The sequence below is a fragment of the Enterobacter sp. Acro-832 genome (genome assembly GCF_011752745.1).
GTDB classification, from domain to species: domain Bacteria; phylum Pseudomonadota; class Gammaproteobacteria; order Enterobacterales; family Enterobacteriaceae; genus Enterobacter; species Enterobacter quasiroggenkampii.
Genome location: NZ_VWWX01000001.1, coordinates 140651 through 157368, shown reverse-complemented (window position 1 = coordinate 157368; position 16718 = coordinate 140651). Strand labels below are relative to the sequence as shown.

Here is a 16718-nt window from a genome sequence, read left to right as displayed (position 1 = left end):
AGCATGATCGGAGCTCACTTAAGATGCATCTATAACACAAATACAGCGGGATCATAACTCGTCAAATTTAGGCGTTCATCTGCAGTACCAACCAGTGGTGAATAACGCTGACGATATACTGCTGCTGCTGCGCGGTGAGCTGAACACCGTGTGGGATATTATGCCATTTTGCCAGGCAGCCCCGACAACAGGTGGCGGTAGCATGCTGGGCGATAAACACCGGGTGACCGCGCATGGGCGTCTGTTTCCCGTCGTTTGCAGGTTGTGCAGGGGCAAGACGCTTTTCGACAAAATCCGCGGCATGCTGGTCAATGGTATCCGGTCCTTTGTCCCAGCAGTACTGCCGTTCCTTATCGCCTAAGCGAAAGCGCGAGCGAAACGTCGATCGCGCCAGACGGGAAAAAAGAGGATCCAGGTCAGACATCAGTAGACTGAACGTCCCATACGCTGGGTCAGTTTCTCCAGAACCGCCACACCGGCAAGCGAATTTCCGGTTTCATCCAGCTCCGGGCTCCAGACCGCAATCGCCATTTCATGCGGCACAATAGCCACGACTCCGCCACCGACGCCCGATTTAGCCGGGAGACCAACGCGCCAGGCAAACTCGCCGGCGTTTTGATACATCCCGCTGGTCGCCATCAGCGCGTTAACCTGGCGTGCCTGCAGAGGTGAAACCACCTCCTGATCGAGATGCGGCGCGTGCCCCTGATGCGCCAGGAACAGGAACGTCTGAGCCAGCTCAACGCAGCTCATCTTCAGAGCGCAGTAATGGAAGTAGTTTTGCAGGACGGTCGCCACGTCGTTATGGAAATTGCCGAAGGATTTCATCAGCCACGCGATGGCCGCGTTGCGGGCGGAGTGTTCGAATTCCGAGCGGGCCACCACCGGATCGTAGGCAATGTCGTCGACGCCCGAAAGCTGGCGCACGATCTCCAGCATACGCTGACGCGGCGCACTGAGGCGGCTTTGCAGCATATCGCAGACCACCAGCGCACCGGCGTTAATAAAGGGATTTCGCGGTTTACCCTGTTCTATCTCGAGTTGAAGCAGCGAGTTAAAAGGCTGGCCGGACGGATCTTTGCCCACCCGCTGCCAGATCTCGTCTTCTTCATACTGGCGCATCGCCGCAACCAGACTGAGCACTTTCGAAATGGACTGAATGGAAAAACGTTCTGTTGCATCCCCTGCCTGGTATCGCTGTCCGTCGATGGTACAGATAGCAATGCCCAGCTTATTCCCGCTGACCGAGGCAAGGGCCGGAATATAGTCGGCAACCTTCCCCTTTCCAATTAACGGACGAACCTGCGCCAGAATCTCGTCCAACATCTCATTATGGATGACCGCAGCCACACTTTGCTCCTTGCCCTCAGGCTAAAACGGGCTGCGAGTATAACAGAGGCTTATGTATTGCGTCAGGCGCTAAGACGAAAACGCGAAACGGCCTGCAATAAAAGATCGGATTGCTTTTGCAGACGTTCAGAAGCATCCGAGGCGTCAGAGACCAGCAAATCCGTCTGACGGGAGACCTGGTTCAGCGCCTGAAGCTGACGCGTCATCTGGTGAATACTGTCTCCCTGGCTGAGCGTGGCGGTGGAGATCTCATTAAGCAAACTGCTTAAATTGCCCACCAGACCGGTGACCTGCTGCAGATTCTCTTCCATCAGGGTGACGGCACGAGAACCGTCTTCAATCCCCTGCACCGAGCGGTTGATCAGCTCCTGAATGGTCTGCGTTGAGTGGCTGCTCTTTCTGGCCAGCAGCCCAACCTCCCGGGCAACGACGGCAAATCCGCGCCCCTGATTTCCGGCATGGGCCGCCTCAATGGCGGCATTCAGCGCCAGGATGTTCGTCTGAAACGCCACGCTGTCGATCATCGCCACGATCCCGCGCATCTCTGACGATCGCTCGACGATCGCCTGCATGGACGCGTTTACGGTCGACATCATCTGGTCTCCCCCCACGGCTGCCTGGCGCGCTTCATCGGCCCGGGCGCTGGCGAGTCTGGCATACCCGGTATTGCCTTCAACGTGGCTTTCGAGCGCCGCAATATGCGCCGTCACATCCTCAAGCTCTTTCGCCTGGCGTGCCGACTGCTGATACAGCTTCTGGTTACCCTGTGCCAGGGCATCAATGTTCTCCACCATGGTCGCCGTGGCATAGCTGACCTGCGTCACCAGCTGCTGCAGGCCAAGCTGCATCGTGGCAATACTGTCGCTAAGCTGCCCAATCTCGCGATTGAAGCGCATAACGTTCGGCGGCGTGCCGGAGAGATCCCCTGCTGCCAGCCGGTTGATATGCGCGATGAGCCGACGCAGCGGTGTAATCACCCATCGGGACATACCGAACCAGACGACAGCGGCGATGGCGACTAACAGCACCGGGGCAAACAGGAATAACGTTTGCAGGTCGGAGAGCTGCGCCATGAGGCTCTGACGCCCCTGCATCGCCTGCTTCTCGCTTGCCTGCTGATAGCGCGCATAGTTGTCGTTAAAATCCGTCTGAAACGCCTGCGCCGGGACGGCAAAAAAAGCGTCAATGGTGTTGGTTTTGACCAGACCTTCCGCCTGCTCTTTGATCGCACCGTAGAAAAGTTGATAGCTGTTCACCAGCGCGTCGTCTTTCGGCGGATTCAGTGCCAGCCAGGCCTTCCATGCCTGCTGCGAAACCGTCAGCGCCTTTTGCGCGTCATCCATCAGGCTATGCCAGCTTCCGTCTGAGCCGGTCTCTTTATCCTGCATAAACCAGACGCCGGAGCGGTTAAGGAGATCGCTTGCGGCCAGCAGAGAGACGCGAGCCAAATCCAGCTTGCTCTGCTGCTGCCAGGCCAACAGGTTGTGCTGCTCGTTGCGCTGGGCTTCGTTCAGGGAGGCATTAAGCAGAAGTGACGAGGAGAGCTGCAGCGCGGAGAAAAGGCCAATGATGCAAAAGATACCCGTCAGCAGGCCAAAGTGACGGGGGGTGAGACGCTGCGCAATACGGCGAAAAATTTGCGTTAGGTTCATAATTAGCTTCATTTACAATGCGTTAGACGCGAGCGAGTCTACGAAATGAAAATGACAGAACCATTGCAGAATAGTGACAACGGCCCTCGCGATGAGGGCCGAAATTAAGGATTACACGCGATCCTTCCACACCGTCTGCGCATTACAGAACTCGTGCAAGCCAAAGTGGGAAAGCTCGCGGCCAAAGCCGCTTTTCTTCACACCGCCAAAGGCTACGCGCGCATCGCTGGCGCTAAAGCCGTTGATAAACACCCCACCGCACTCCAGCTCGCGGGAGAAGGTCTCTGCCAGCGCATCACTGGCGGTAAAGACCGTGGCTGACAGACCAAAATCGCTGTCGTTGGCCAGCATCAGGGCGTGCTCCGCGTCTTTCGCAACCGTAATGGCCGCGACCGGCCCAAACAGCTCCTGACGGAACGCCGTCATCGACGGGGTGACATTCGCCAGCACGGTTGGCGCATAATAATTCCCCTCGCCGCTGATTTTCTCACCGCCCAGCAGCAGCGTTGCCCCTTCTGCCAGCGTCGCCTGTACCTGCTGATGCAGTTCATCGCGCAGATCGAAACGCGCCATCGGGCCCAGATAGTTTTCTTCCTGGTCCGGCGCACCCAGCTTCAGGGCCGCAACCGCATCGACAAAGCGTTGGGTAAAGGTGCCCGCAATACCTTCTTCCACAATGAAGCGTTTTGCCGCCGCGCACACCTGTCCGGTATTCTGGTAGCGGCCTGCTACCGCCGCCTTCACGGCAAGATCCAGGTCGGCATCGTTGAGAACGATGAACGGGTCTGAGCCGCCCAGTTCAAGAACGCATTTCTTCAGCGCGGCCCCCGCCTGAGCACCAATGGCGGCCCCGGCACGCACGCTGCCGGTGACGGTCACCGCCGCAATACGACGATCGTTAATCGCCTGGCTGACGCCGTCGTTGGTGGCATTCACCCAGCCGAACACGCCTTCAGGGAAACCCGCATCCGCAAAAATCTGCGCGATAAGATCCGCCGAGCCGAGCACGTTGGGCGCGTGTTTGAGCAGATAGCTGTTCCCTGCCAGCAGAATCGGTACCGCGCCGCGCAGCACCTGCCAGAGCGGGAAGTTCCACGGCATTACCGCGAGGATCGGCCCCAGCGGACGGTATTCAATAACCGCGTTCTGGTTTTCCACCTGCGTGGGTTCCGCACGCAGCATCGCCGGGCCGTGCTCGGCGTACCAGTCGCACAGGCCAGCGGATTTCGCCACTTCCGCCCGCGCCTGCTGAATAGGTTTGCCCATTTCACGGGAGATCGTCTGCGCCATCTCTTCAGCGCGACAACGCAGCGCGGCACCAAGATCGCGCAGCTTTTGCGCCCGGTGGGAGACGCTTTCGCGACGCCACTGGCGATAGCCCGCGTCGGACTGAGAAATCGCGCGTTCAACCTGTTCCGGCGTCGCCCATGGATACGCGGCGAGGGTTTCACCCGTGGCCGGGTTGACAGAGAAGGCATGTGTAGCAGAGGAATAAGTCATGGTGTTCTCCACGTTTTTCGGTTGATTAATTGTGGCCCACTCTGCTATTTCTTAAAAATGAATAATACTAACCACCTTATTCACGAAACGAGAACATTATGGATTTAACCCAGCTTGAGATGTTTAACGCCGTCGCGCTGACGGGCAGTATCACCCAGGCGGCGCAAAAGGTGCATCGCGTGCCGTCTAACCTGACGACCCGCATTCGTCAGCTGGAAGCCGATCTGGGTGTTGAGCTGTTTATTCGTGAGAACCAGCGTTTGCGTTTATCCCCGGCTGGCCATAACTTCCTGCGCTACAGCAAGCAGATCCTCGCGCTGGTGGATGAAGCGCGCATGGTTGTCGCGGGGGATGAGCCGCAGGGGTTATTTGCCCTCGGCGCACTGGAAAGTACCGCCGCCGTGCGCATTCCGGAAACGCTGGCACAGTTTAACCAGCGCTATCCGCGCATTCAGTTTGCCCTTTCGACCGGGCCATCCGGGACGATGATTGATGGCGTACTGGAGGGAACACTCAGCGCCGCCTTCGTCGACGGGCCGCTGTCGCACCCGGAGCTGGAAGGAATGCCGGTCTACCGGGAAGAGATGATGCTGGTCACGCCTGCCGGGCATGTGGAGGTGACGCGCGCCGCGCAGGTCAGCGGCAGCGACGTGTATGCCTTTCGCGCCAACTGCTCGTATCGCCGACACCTGGAGAGCTGGTTTCACGCTGACCGCGCCGCGCCCGGCCGCATTCATGAGATGGAGTCCTATCACGGCATGCTCGCCTGCGTTATTGCGGGCGCGGGCATCGCGCTGATGCCGCGCTCGATGCTGGAGAGTATGCCTGGGCATCATCAGGTGGAAGCCTGGCCGCTGGCAGAAAACTGGCGCTGGCTCACCACCTGGCTGGTGTGGCGACGCGGGGCGATGACCCGCCAGCTGGAGGCCTTTATAGCGCTGCTAAACGAACGTCTTCAACCAGCGCCTTCTCCATAAACAGGCTGAGCGGATCGTCAACGTACGGGGCAAACGCCGGGCGCAAATCGTATCCGCACTGTTCATAAAGACGCACCGCGGCATGCTGCTTGATGCCCGTCTCCAGCCGTACCGTATGGCAATGACGGCTCAGAGCTTCATCTTCCAGGGCGGCCAGCAGCGTCTCTCCCAGGTGCTGGCCACGATGGGCCGGGTCAATATAGACCCGCTTCATCTCACCCGTACCGTCGCCGTTGAGCACGATAGCGCCACAGCCAACGGCCTGAAGCTGCTGGTCGCGAATGATCATCAGGATCAGCGAGGCTTCCGGCAGCGCAGCCAGATCGAGCAGATGATTACTTTCAGCGGGATAGAGTTCGCTCTGATAGCGGTCAAGCGCCGCGATCAGGCTAAGAATGTCCGGGTGACGTGCAGATTCAGAGGTAATGGAATACATGGCAGGCTCCTTGCTTTTTTTATGAGGCTAAATTTCAACATAGCGCAGGCCTGCCAGGGTGCTTCATAGTATTAACTTATGTCATGACGCCAGCGTCAACTGGACATCTAACGCCCTCAACCCGGCCTGTGTCGCTTCGTCCAGCCTGCTGTCCGTGACGATATCCGTCAGGGTATTAAGATGCGCCACGTTAAATAATGACCAGGCTCCGTACTTGGAACTGTCCGCCAGCAGCACGCGACGTTTTGCATTGGCAATCAGATCCCGCTTTAAGGCAGCCTTCTCTTCCGTTGGTGAGGTAATGCCGCGGGTGATATCCCATCCGTTACAGCTAACGAAAGCCACGTCTGGCCACACGTTCTGCAGCAAGCGACGCCCGTGCTCACCGATGCAGGACTGACTTGAATCATCAATACGCCCGCCAATTATCGTCACTTCAATCTGACGGAATTCCGAGAGAAACAGCGCGATGTGCAAGTCGCTGGTGATGACGCGAAGCGGCAGATGCGTAAGTTGGCGAGCGAGTTCAATCATCGTGGTGCCAGCATCGAGCACAATGGCGTCGCCCGCTTTAACAAAGCTTGCCGCCGCGCTGGCGATGGCGTGTTTTTCTGCCAGACTGCGCTGCATTTTTTCATGCGTTGTGGGCTGGGAAGGAATAAACCGGTTAAGGGTAACGCCGCCATGGGTACGGCTAATGACACCTTCCTGATCGAGCTTTATCAAATCCCTGCGGATCGTCGCCGGAGAGGCATCGGTAATTGCCACCAGCTGATCCACCGTCACCAGATTGTGCCCTTTCAGGTAATCCATTATCTGCTCTAACCGGTTATATCCCTTCATATCATTCCCGTGTAATTTGCATAGCCAACTGGATAGACACCGTCATGCTCTCAGACTTCGCTTTGCCGGTCCAGGCAATATCGAATGCGGTACCGTGGTCCGCAGAGGTACGGATAAACGGCAAGCCAGCGGTGATATTCACCCCGTCATAAAAGCCGAGTAATTTTAGCGGAATATGCCCCTGATCGTGATACATCGCAACGACCATGTCATACATTCCTTCGTGGCATTGCATAAATACCGTATCCGGTGGACACGGTCCGGTGACGTTTAACCCCTGCGCTTTCATCGCGTCGACAGCCGGGCCGACAATCTTGATCTCTTCATCGCCAAACAGGCCGTTTTCACCCGCATGCGGGTTAACGCCGGCAACCGCAATGCGCGGTTGTTGAAAGCCGACGCGTTTCAGGAATCTATCCGCAATCCCAATCACGGTTTTTACCCGATCCTGATTGAGCGTATCAAGGAATTTGCGCAACGCAATGTGGGTCGTGATGTGAATCACCTTCAGTTTGTCCGTATACAGCACCATGGCGTAATCTTTGCTGTCGGTCAGATGCGCCAGCAGCTCGGTATGACCCGGATAGAGATGACCGGCCAGGTGCAGCGCCTCTTTATTCAGGGGAGCCGTTGCAATCGCCTTCACCTCACCCGCCATCGCCAGTTCGGTAGCACGCTTCACGCAGCGATAAGCCAGATCCCCGGCCTCAGCCTGAACGATACCCGGCTTCAGTGCATCAGGATCGGCCAGCGGTTCATCAAGCACGTTAATCACGCCAGCGGCAAAGCGCGCGCCGCTGACCGTGTCGATAGTGCGGATATCCGCCTGCCCGGTGATTCCTTTCTCAAGCACCCTCTGCAGCGTTCTGGCGCAGCCCACAACCACCACAGGCGCCCCTGACAACTCACCCTCGGTGAGGGATTTGATGATGATTTCCGGGCCAATGCCAGCCGGGTCACCCATGGTTACAGCAATAATTTTAGTCACGCAGTCTCTCCTCGATAAAATGCAACACCTCAAGCAGCGTCTCTTCGTTTCCGAAGCCCCCTGCTTTGGTCATTACCGGCTGCTGCCAGCCACAACCCAGAAATTTTCCGACTGGCACGCACTGTGCGACGCACCCGGTAATCTCAAACCCCCGAGCATCCAGTGCCCTCGCGACAGCCATCGCCACGTCGCCACCGGAGACGTACAGCGCGTCAGGCGTCTGCGCCGCAAGCACCTGTCGGGTCAGTTCGCCTAAAAACGTACAAATTTTTTCGCCCAGGCCTGCGCGGGTGACGCGATACTGCTGGCAGAGTTGCTCGACCTGATGCCGGGCCTCGTGGCCCGCACAGGTATGCACAATGCAGTGATGGCCAGACTGAAGCGCCTGCGCAATCTGTTCGAGATACCCGGCCGTGTCGCCGCGCAGCGCGTCATTCACATCAATGAGTACCGACGAGACGTCCGCCTGGCTTACCGCCAGCGCAATCTGTCGTTGCGCGATCTCACTCATCGAGCCGACGACGGCCAGCAGTTGTTTACGCCGGACCGGAGCCAGATGACGGGCCAGCGCATCGCATAGTCCGGCAGAGCCCACCAGCAGCGGCGTCTGTGAGCAGGCCAACGCGGCATCAATAATGGCGTCCATCTCCTCATCGGTGTGCGCATCCACGATGAGCCATTCCGTTCCTCGGGCAAGTTCGGCAGTGAGCGTTTTCACGGTCACGCTTTTAGCGCTCACCCCGGTAAACAGGTCAGCAATAGCGGCAGACGGGACGGGCGTTTTGGGATCGCTGGCAAATTCGGTTTCATTCACCGGAACGCCGTTTACCAGACACCTGCCGTACCGCGTGATCCGCCCTGCTGACGGGTATGCCGGCGCCACGATCACCTGCCGCCTGCCGCTTAATACCTTAAGAACCTGAGATTCGGCTCCCGCATTGCCACGCAGCGTGGAATCCATCTTTTTAATGAGCCAGCGGGCATCCGCGATTTCAGCCCCGAGTGCGGCCACCCTTTCGGCCGCCTCCGATGCCTTCAGCGCCCGGGAATCGGTGTTAACGATCAGCACATCGCTCGCCTGGTTAAACGGTGTATGAAACGCCACGCTGACTTTTTTGCCGCACAGCGCCAGGCTGACACCGGCATCATTTGCGCCGGTAAAGTCATCGGCGACGACCACGACCTCTCTGTTCACATTGCTCACTTTCATCCCCACTTCGGGTTAGCCTTTCCCGTTAATGATTATATTCAATCATGATTGATTATATGTGAGCAAGATCAAGTTAATCAGTTTGCGAATAAATTATAAATTTAGCCACACGATGACCATGAAGCGTCTTGCTTGAGCGAAATCAATCATGGATACAGAGACAGGAGAAAAGCGTGGTTACGATCAACAGCACCCTGATTAGCGGGGCGAATGCCATCGCCGCCATCAGGCCATTACTTACTGATAAAACGCAGATCCTGCTGGTGACGGACGGCAATATTGCGCGTCTGGAGGCAGCAAAGCAGATCCGCGCGATCCTCGAAGAGGACCAGCGCGGCGTCACGATTATCGACAATGTCCCGCCTGAGCCCACCCATCACGACGTTAACCAACTGCTCTCGACGTTAAAGGGAACGTTTGGGCTGGTCGTCGGGCTCGGCGGCGGTAGCGTACTGGATGTAGCCAAACTGCTTTCAGTACTTTGTCACCCGCTTTCTCCGGGGCTGGACAACCTGCTCGCGGGCATAAAACCGGTGGCACGCATCGCGTCACTGCTGATCCCGGCCACTGCAGGAACCGGATCGGAAGCGACGCCGAATGCCATTCTGGCCATACCGGAGCAAAGCACGAAAGTGGGCATCATCTCCCCCGTCCTCCTGCCCGATTACGTCGCCCTGCTGCCGGAGCTGACGACCAGCATGCCCGCACACATTGCCTCATCCACCGGGATTGATGCCCTGTGCCATCTGATTGAGTGTTTCACCTCAACGGTCGCTAATCCGGTTAGCGATAACGCCGCGCTGATGGGCCTGTCTAAGCTGCTCAACAACATTGAAACGGCCTGCGCCGAACCGGGCAATCTGCTGGCGAAGCTGGAGATGCTGTGGGCGTCTTACTACGGCGGGGTCGCCATTGCACATGCTGGCACGCACCTGGTTCACGCCCTGTCCTACCCGCTCGGCGGCAAATATCACCTGCCTCACGGGGTGGCCAACGCGATTCTGCTGGCGCCCTGCATGCGCGTGGTTCGTCCCCACTGCGTGACGAAATTTGCGCAAGTCTGGGATTTGGTGCCCGGCGCGGATACGTCGCTGTCAGACGAAGAAAAATCCCACGCGCTGGTGGAATACTTTGCCGCGCTGGTTCGCAGACTCAACCTGCCGGATAACCTCGAGACACTGGGCGTACCGCGTGAAGATATCGCCTCCCTCAGTGATGCAGCTCTTAACGTTAAGCGGCTCATGAACAATGCACCCTGTCAGGTTAATCACGACGAGGTGCAGGCGATTTACCGGACACTGTTTCCCCAACATTAATAGCCAAGGAGTGTGTAATGCGTAACAACATCAGGGGCGTGCTAACGGCCGTTGTAACCCCCTTTGACACGGAAGGCGCGCTGAACCTGTCGGGCCTGAAACGACAGATCGATCGTCAACTCAGTGCTGGCAACGGCATCTTCTGCGGCGGCACAAACGGCGAGTTCTTCGTGCTTAACGAAGAAGAAAAAATCGCCGTCACCCGCACCTGCGTGGAAACGGTGGCCGGGCGCGCACCGGTCGTGGCGCACATTGGGGAAATTTCGACCCGCGAAACCATCCGTCTGGGGAAACAGATCGCCTCGCTGGGCGTCGATGCCGTTTCCGTCATTACCCCTTACTTCGTTCCGCTGAAACAGTCTGAACTGGTCGCGCACTACACCGCTATCGCCGACGCGCTAGCCGTACCGGTATTTCTGTACAACATTCCAGCGCGTACCGGCAATACCATTGAACCCGCTACCGCACGCGCGCTGGCCGAACATCCCAACATCGTCGGTATTAAAGACAGTGCCGGGAGCTATGAAAGCCTGCGTGGATTCCTTAATGCGGTGAGGGACATGGATGGATTCGACGTGCTCAACGGCCCAGATTCGCTTATCCACCAGGGCTTCGTCGACGGATGTTCGGCCTGCATTTCCGGGCTGGCAAACGTGGCGCCGACGGCCATCAACGCTATCTGGTCACGCTTTAACGCGGGGGATATTGACGGTTCCCGCCTTGCGCAGGAGAGCGTCACCCAACTGCGCACCGAGCTGTACAACGTGGCGTTTTCCCCTGCCGCAGTCAAAAAAGCACTGCAGATCATGGGGGAAGACGTCGGTGAGAGTCGATATGCCGTGGCATTTAGCGAGCAGCAGTGCCAACAGATACGCCGAATAGTGACAACGTCACTTAACTAAACGGCGTTGGTTTCGTCAATAAGAATACCGGGTACCTGAGGTGCCCAGGATTCACTCGCCCTGAAGAGAGGCAAAGATGAATAATTTTACCGCTGAAGATACCCTGATCATTGTTGGCATTGTTATTGCTTACATCCTTTTCACCACCTGGCTGACCTTCCGGATCCGCAGTAAAAATTCCGGCGATTTTATGGAAGGCTCCCGCGCGATGCCGGCGTTTATTGTCGGGATCCTGCTGATGTCCGAGTATATCGGCGCTAAATCCACCATCGGCACCGCACAGGCGGCGTTTGAAGACGGCTTTGCCGCGTCATGGTCGGTCATCGGGGCCGCGATTGGCTTCCCGCTCTTTGGCCTGTTGCTGGTAAAACGCATCTACAACACCGGGAAAATCACTATCTCTGGTGCGATTGCTGAAAAATACGGTAACAGCACCAAAAACATTATCTCTGTCATCATGATTTACGCCCTGCTGCTGGTTAACGTGGGGAATTACGTCAGCGGCGCAGCGGCTATTTCCACCGTACTGAAAGTCAACCTGCCCGTTGCCGCCTTCATTACGGCCATCGTCAGTACCTTCTACTTCGCCTTTGGCGGCATGAAGGGGGTAGCCTGGGTGACCGTACTGCACAGCGCGCTGAAATACTTTGGTATCCTCGCTATCATGGGCTTTGCGCTCTCCAAAACCGGCGGCTTTACGCCAATGATTGAAAACATGCCGGCCTTCTACTGGACCTGGGACGGTAACATCGGTGCGTCGACCATTTTCGCCTGGCTCATCGGCACCATTGGCTCTATCTTCTGTACCCAGTTTGTAATCCAGGCAATCTCCTCCACCAAAGACGTGAAATCGGCCAAACGCTCTACCTGGGTCGCCTTCTTCTTCTGCCTGCCGATTGCGCTGGCCATTGCGGTGATTGGGGTGGCGGCAAAATACCTGCACCCGGAAATTAACAGCCTGTATGCAATGCCGATTTTCCTGCAGGACATGAACCCGTGGCTGGCCGGCCTGGTCACCACCTCTCTGGTGGCGTCTATTTTCGTCAGCGTCAGTACCGTGGCGCTGGCTATCGCCTCTCTGGTGGTAAAAGACTTTTACGTGCCGATGCGCAACCCAACGCCCGATCAAGAGTTTAAGGCCACCCGCTGGATCTCCCTGCTGATTGGTTTCCTGCCGCTGATTTTTGTTCTGCTGGTACCTGAAGTCCTGAAGCTCTCGTTCTTTACCCGCGCCATTCGCCTGTCGATTTCCGTGGTGGCCGTTATTGCGTTTTACGCGCCGTTCTTCCGCAGCACCCGCGGTGCCAATGCGGGCCTGATTGGCGCCTGCGTCGTCACCTCCGTCTGGTATCTGCTGGGCGATCCTTTCGGCATCAACAATATGTACATTGCCTTGCTGACCCCTGCCGTCATCATGGCGATCGACCGCCTCATTCCGGGAAAAGCGCAGGGTAAAGCGCCAACCCCCGCTCAAAATAATGGAGTCTGATATGTCTGTAACCGTAACCCGCGACGGGATTGTTCGACCACAACAGGATGCGCACGTGCAAACCGCCATGCTGCCCTCCTCTTGCCCACAAAACCACGCGGCGAATCTGCTGCCGCTGCCGGATGGCTCGCTGATGTGCGTCTGGTTTGGCGGCACTCAGGAAGGCATTGCCGATATCTCCGTGTGGGGATCACGCCTGGCACCGGGCAGCCAGCAGTGGAGTGATGCGGTAAAACTGTCGGACGATGCCACGCGTTCCGAACAGAACCCGGTTCTGTTCCTGGCCCCGGACAACGTCCTGTGGCTGCTGTGGACCGCGCAGATCTCAGGTAATCAGGATACGGCTATCGTTCGCTATCGCCAGTCCCGGGATCTGGGGAAAACCTGGGGGGAGATCGCTACCCTGCTCGATAAACCGGGCACGTTTATCCGTCAGCCGATTGTCGTGGTGGATAACGGTAATTGGCTGCTCCCGGTGTTTTATTGCCGTACCCAACCAGGTGAGAAATGGGTCGGAAACGACGATATCAGCGCGGTAAAAATATCCGGTGACGGCGGCAAAACGTGGCGCGATGTTGAGGTTCCGGAAAGCCTCGGCTGCGTACATATGAATATTACCCGCCTGCTCAACGGCACACTGGTCGCCCTGTTCCGCAGCCGCTGGGCAGACAATATCTATTACAGCCAGTCAACGGATAACGGCGAAAGCTGGTCCGTACCGGAGCCTACGGAGCTCCCTAATAATAACTCCTCTATCCAGGTGACCACGCTTGCGGGCGGTGAACTCGCGCTGGTCTTTAACCCCATGAGCGCCGCCGGGGCGCGGGAACGTCGCGCCTCGTTATACGATGAAATTGACGATGGTGATGACCGCAAGGAGCCGGTTGTTACCCACGGTCGGGCGGCCTTCTGGGGCGCACCGCGGGCGCCGATGACCGTCGCCATTTCGCCTGACGGCGGAAAAACCTGGCCGTGGCAGCGTCATCTGGACGAGGGGGATGGTTACTGCATGACCAACAACTCTCTGGAAAAGCTGAACCGCGAATTCTCCTATCCCAGCATCAAACAGGGGCCCGATGGCGCGCTTCATATCGCGTACACCTACTTCCGCCAGGCCATCAAATATGTGCGGGTGACCCCGGAATGGGTTAAGGAGTCCATATGATTATCGGTCATCTCAACGCCCTGCCGCTGGCAGGGCTTCCGTCGGCGTTGTACGCCCTGCTATCCCGTCCGGACTGCACGCTGCAGGCGCTCAGCGAACGCGATGACGGGCGCTGGCAGCCGGAAAATGCAACCTGGTTTTGCCAGATTGGTCCGGCGCAGACGCAGCCACGTGCAGATCGGCATACGGAGTATCATCGCCAGTGGGCCGATATTCAGGTTGTACTGGCAGGAGAAGAACATATTTATGCTGGCGCTCGCCCCACTGGCAAGCCGGAGGACGAAGAGCGTAAACCGGATCTCTTTATTACTTCACCTGCTGAACACAGCGTGAGGATCCGTCTTGCCGCAGGAGACTTTGCGGTCTTTTGTCCGGGAGAACCCCACCAGGCGCTGTGCGCCGCAGAGGCGCCGCTGACCGTTCGCAAAGCGGTATTTAAAATTCCCCGAGCGATGCTGGAGGTCTGACATGCGTCACGCCGTCGTCACCGGGGCCAGCTCCGGAATTGGTGAGGCCATCGTCAAGCGTTTACTGGCGGAAGGCTGGCAGGTCACCGGGCTCAGCCGCCGGGCCGTGATGCTGAATGCCCCTGGCTTCACGAGCCTGCGCGTGGATATCAGCGATCCTGCTGCGCTGTGCAGCGCCCTGCAAACCATCGCGACGCCCCAGGCGGTGATCCATGCTGCAGGGATGATGGCCGCTGCGCCCCTGGGCCAGCTCGAAAGCGATGTGAGCACCTCACTGTGGCAACTCCACGTCCGGGCCTGTGAGGCGTTGTTTAACCATTTTGCGCCCACAATGGCCGCAGGTGGACGGTTTGTGGCGATTGGCAGCAGAACCTCTCGCGGTGCAGCAGGACGATCGCAGTACGTTTCCACCAAAGCAGCAATGGTAGGGATGGTCAGAAGCTGGGCGGCGGAGCTGGCCCCGCGCGGGATCACCGCTAACGTGGTCGCGCCAGGGGCTACCCAAACGCCGATGCTCAGCGCACCGGGGAGAGAAACCTCGCCGCCGAAGTGTCCGCCAATCGGACGTCTGATCGCCCCAGAGGAGGTGGCGGGACTGGTGAATTTCTTACTTAGCAATGAAGCCGCCGCTATCACCGGTCAGGAGATGGTGATATGCGGCGGCGCCTCACTCGGCTAGCGCAGGAAAACACGCCCTTTCAGATACAGGGTGGCCTGACCGCCGATCAGTACGCGGTCGCCCTTCAATTCGCAGCGCAGATCCCCGCCACGGTGTGACACCTGGCGGGCATTGAGTGACTTTTTACCCAGCTTTTCGCTCCAGTAAGGGATCAGCATGCTGTGGGCAGATCCGGTAACCGGATCTTCGGGCACCCCTTCGCCCGGGCAGAAAAAGCGGCTGACGAAGTCATATTTATCACCCGGCGCCGTCACGCAGATCATTTTATCCAGCGGAAGCATTGCCCCAATATCCGGCGTTAACGCTTCTACCTGCTGCTGGCTCTCCAGCACCACCAGGTAATCACGTCCAACGCGCACCTCTTTTGCCTCTGTGATGCCCAGGCCGCTAAACAACAGCGCAGGTGGGTTCTCGACCACCTCCGTTGACCACGCGGGGAAGTTCAGCGTCAGCCAGTCGCCGCTGCGTTTAACCGTCAGCTCGCCCACGAAGCGCGTGGTGAAGGTGATTTCAGTGTGCGGATAGTCAAGGTATTCGAAAATAACGTGCGATGCGGCAAGCGTGGCATGGCCGCACAGGTTAATTTCATCCAGCGTGGTAAACCAGCGCAGCTCAAACCCACCGTCGGTACGGACGAAAAAGGCGGTCTCAGACTGGTTATGCTGCTGCGCCATTTTGAGCAGCGTCTCGTCCGGCAGCCACTCTTCCAGAGGACAGACCGCTGCCGCGTTGCCGCCAAAGGTTTTGTCGCTGAAGGCATCCACCAGATAAAAATCAATTTCCTGCATTGTCTCTTCCTCTCTTGTTATGGGTATTTAGCGCAGAAAAACTGTGCCTTTCAGATAAAGTGTGGCCTGCCCGCTCATCAGCACCCGCGAGCCTTTCAGCTCACAGCGCACGTCGCCGCCGCGCGCGGAAACCTGACGGGCAAGCATGGCTGTTTTCCCCAATTTTTCGCTCCACCAGGGAATTAGCATGGTGTGCGCGGAGCCGGTGACCGGATCTTCCGGAACGGAAACGCCGGGGGAGAAAAAGCGGCTGACAAAATCGTATTCCCCCTCACCGCGCGCCGTCACGCTCACCTTATGCTCGCCCGGCGTCATCGCCGAAAAGTCCGGGGCGAGGGCCTCGACCTGTTGGCGATTTTCCAGAACGATGACCCAGGCGCGCCCTTTACGGGCTTCAACGTAGCGGCTGATACCCAGCGCCGAAAGCATTTCCGGCGGGGGCGTCTCTTCATGGGTTGGACATGCAGGGAAGTCCAGCGTCATCCAGTCCCCCTCCCGGGTGACCGTCAGGCGGCCAGAGGCGGTATCAAAGTGGATCCGCGCGTCCGGGTAATCCAGCTCGGTAAACAGTACGTGCGCCGCCGCCAGCGTAGCGTGACCGCAGAGATTGACTTCGCTAAGCGTGGTAAACCAGCGTAGCTCAATGCCCCCTTTGCTGCAGACGAAAAACGCCGTTTCCGACTGATGATGCTGCTGCGCCATCTTCAGCAAGATCTCATCGGGTAACCATGCTTTCAGCGGGCACACGGCGGCCGGATTACCGCCAAACGTGGTATCGCTGAACGCATCGACCAGATAAAAATCAATCTCCTGCATTGTCTTACCGCCTGTTTTTATTGTGTTGTTCTTTTATATTCAATGAAAACAGCGTCCCCGGCTACCGCTTTCATAAGGTAAATATTGAGATCTGCGTCACATAATGGTTGAGTTTTCGCCGTTCGACGTTTTAAGATCGT

General features: G+C 57.7%; 17 protein-coding genes. 7 read left to right on the top strand and 10 right to left on the bottom strand.

Annotated elements, in window-relative coordinates:
• Window positions 1-67 precede the first annotated feature (67 nt).
• The 4 genes from F3J31_RS00715 to sad all read right to left on the bottom strand — a co-directional run bounded on the left by F3J31_RS00715 (window position 68) and on the right by sad (window position 4502).
• Window positions 68-424 (bottom strand): DUF4186 domain-containing protein, encoded by a 357-nt coding sequence (locus F3J31_RS00715; protein ID WP_021242499.1) that lies wholly within the window; start codon window positions 422-424, stop codon window positions 68-70.
• Window positions 424-1350, bottom strand: a complete 927-nt coding sequence (gene glsB / locus F3J31_RS00710) for a glutaminase B (RefSeq protein WP_045910537.1) — start codon at window positions 1348-1350, stop codon at window positions 424-426. The genes F3J31_RS00715 and glsB overlap by 1 nt, the downstream gene beginning before the upstream one ends.
• A 62-nt stretch (window positions 1351-1412) precedes the next feature.
• Window positions 1413-3002 (bottom strand): methyl-accepting chemotaxis protein, encoded by a 1590-nt coding sequence (locus F3J31_RS00705; protein WP_167210630.1) that lies wholly within the window; start codon window positions 3000-3002, stop codon window positions 1413-1415.
• Between the two features lie 111 nt (window positions 3003-3113).
• Complete coding sequence (gene sad / locus F3J31_RS00700; RefSeq protein ID WP_167210627.1) at window positions 3114-4502, bottom strand: succinate-semialdehyde dehydrogenase; 1389 nt, start codon at window positions 4500-4502, stop codon at window positions 3114-3116.
• A 98-nt stretch (window positions 4503-4600) separates the two neighbouring features.
• Here sad and F3J31_RS00695 point away from each other — a divergent pair, with 98 nt between their 5' ends.
• Entirely contained in the window at window positions 4601-5479 is an 879-nt protein-coding gene (locus tag F3J31_RS00695; protein ID WP_032674777.1) for a LysR family transcriptional regulator, read from the top strand.
• On the opposite strand, the gene F3J31_RS00690 is transcribed toward F3J31_RS00695, so the two are convergent.
• From F3J31_RS00690 to F3J31_RS00675, 4 genes are all read right to left on the bottom strand, one after another.
• On the bottom strand, window positions 5433-5915 hold the full coding sequence (locus F3J31_RS00690; RefSeq protein WP_024908460.1) for a GNAT family N-acetyltransferase: 483 nt from the start codon (window positions 5913-5915) through the stop codon (window positions 5433-5435). The two genes, F3J31_RS00695 and F3J31_RS00690, sit on opposite strands and share 47 nt — an antisense overlap.
• 81 nt (window positions 5916-5996) lie before the next feature.
• Entirely contained in the window at window positions 5997-6758 is a 762-nt protein-coding gene (locus F3J31_RS00685; protein ID WP_023311787.1) for a DeoR/GlpR family DNA-binding transcription regulator, read from the bottom strand.
• 1 nt (window position 6759) lies between these two features.
• Window positions 6760-7746 carry a D-threonate 4-phosphate dehydrogenase gene (locus F3J31_RS00680; protein WP_063621615.1) on the bottom strand — a complete coding sequence of 329 codons (987 nt, stop codon included), beginning with the start codon at window positions 7744-7746 and terminating at the stop codon, window positions 6760-6762.
• Window positions 7739-8956 carry a four-carbon acid sugar kinase family protein gene (locus F3J31_RS00675; RefSeq protein WP_167210624.1) on the bottom strand — a complete coding sequence of 406 codons (1218 nt, stop codon included), beginning with the start codon at window positions 8954-8956 and terminating at the stop codon, window positions 7739-7741. Before F3J31_RS00675 ends, F3J31_RS00680 begins: the two co-directional genes overlap by 8 nt.
• Before the next feature lie 173 nt (window positions 8957-9129).
• Here F3J31_RS00675 and F3J31_RS00670 point away from each other — a divergent pair, with 173 nt between their 5' ends.
• The 6 genes from F3J31_RS00670 (at window position 9130) to F3J31_RS00645 (ending at window position 14974) form a co-directional block, all read left to right on the top strand.
• Window positions 9130-10272, top strand: coding sequence for an iron-containing alcohol dehydrogenase (locus F3J31_RS00670; RefSeq protein WP_104948567.1), 1143 nt, complete (start codon window positions 9130-9132; stop codon window positions 10270-10272).
• 17 nt (window positions 10273-10289) lie between these two features.
• Window positions 10290-11174, top strand: coding sequence for a dihydrodipicolinate synthase family protein (locus F3J31_RS00665; RefSeq protein WP_167210620.1), 885 nt, complete (start codon window positions 10290-10292; stop codon window positions 11172-11174).
• 76 nt (window positions 11175-11250) lie between these two features.
• Window positions 11251-12663, top strand: coding sequence for a sodium:solute symporter family protein (locus F3J31_RS00660; protein WP_032640176.1), 1413 nt, complete (start codon window positions 11251-11253; stop codon window positions 12661-12663).
• A 1-nt stretch (window position 12664) separates the two neighbouring features.
• The gene (locus F3J31_RS00655) at window positions 12665-13828 is read left to right on the top strand and encodes an exo-alpha-sialidase (protein ID WP_167210617.1); all 1164 of its coding nucleotides are present in this window, start codon (window positions 12665-12667) and stop codon (window positions 13826-13828) included.
• Entirely contained in the window at window positions 13825-14295 is a 471-nt protein-coding gene (locus F3J31_RS00650) for a YhcH/YjgK/YiaL family protein (RefSeq protein WP_167210614.1), read from the top strand. The genes F3J31_RS00655 and F3J31_RS00650 overlap by 4 nt, the downstream gene beginning before the upstream one ends.
• 1 nt (window position 14296) lies before the next feature.
• Window positions 14297-14974 carry an SDR family oxidoreductase gene (locus tag F3J31_RS00645; RefSeq protein WP_167210611.1) on the top strand — a complete coding sequence of 226 codons (678 nt, stop codon included), beginning with the start codon at window positions 14297-14299 and terminating at the stop codon, window positions 14972-14974.
• Here the strand turns inward: F3J31_RS00645 and F3J31_RS00640 are convergent.
• Together F3J31_RS00640 and F3J31_RS00635 are read right to left on the bottom strand one after the other, a co-directional pair.
• Window positions 14971-15762 carry a PhzF family phenazine biosynthesis protein gene (locus F3J31_RS00640; RefSeq protein WP_167210608.1) on the bottom strand — a complete coding sequence of 264 codons (792 nt, stop codon included), beginning with the start codon at window positions 15760-15762 and terminating at the stop codon, window positions 14971-14973. The genes F3J31_RS00645 and F3J31_RS00640 overlap by 4 nt on opposite strands.
• 27 nt (window positions 15763-15789) lie before the next feature.
• Window positions 15790-16578, bottom strand: a complete 789-nt coding sequence (locus F3J31_RS00635; protein ID WP_167210605.1) for a PhzF family phenazine biosynthesis protein — start codon at window positions 16576-16578, stop codon at window positions 15790-15792.
• Window positions 16579-16718: the final 140 nt, after the last annotated feature.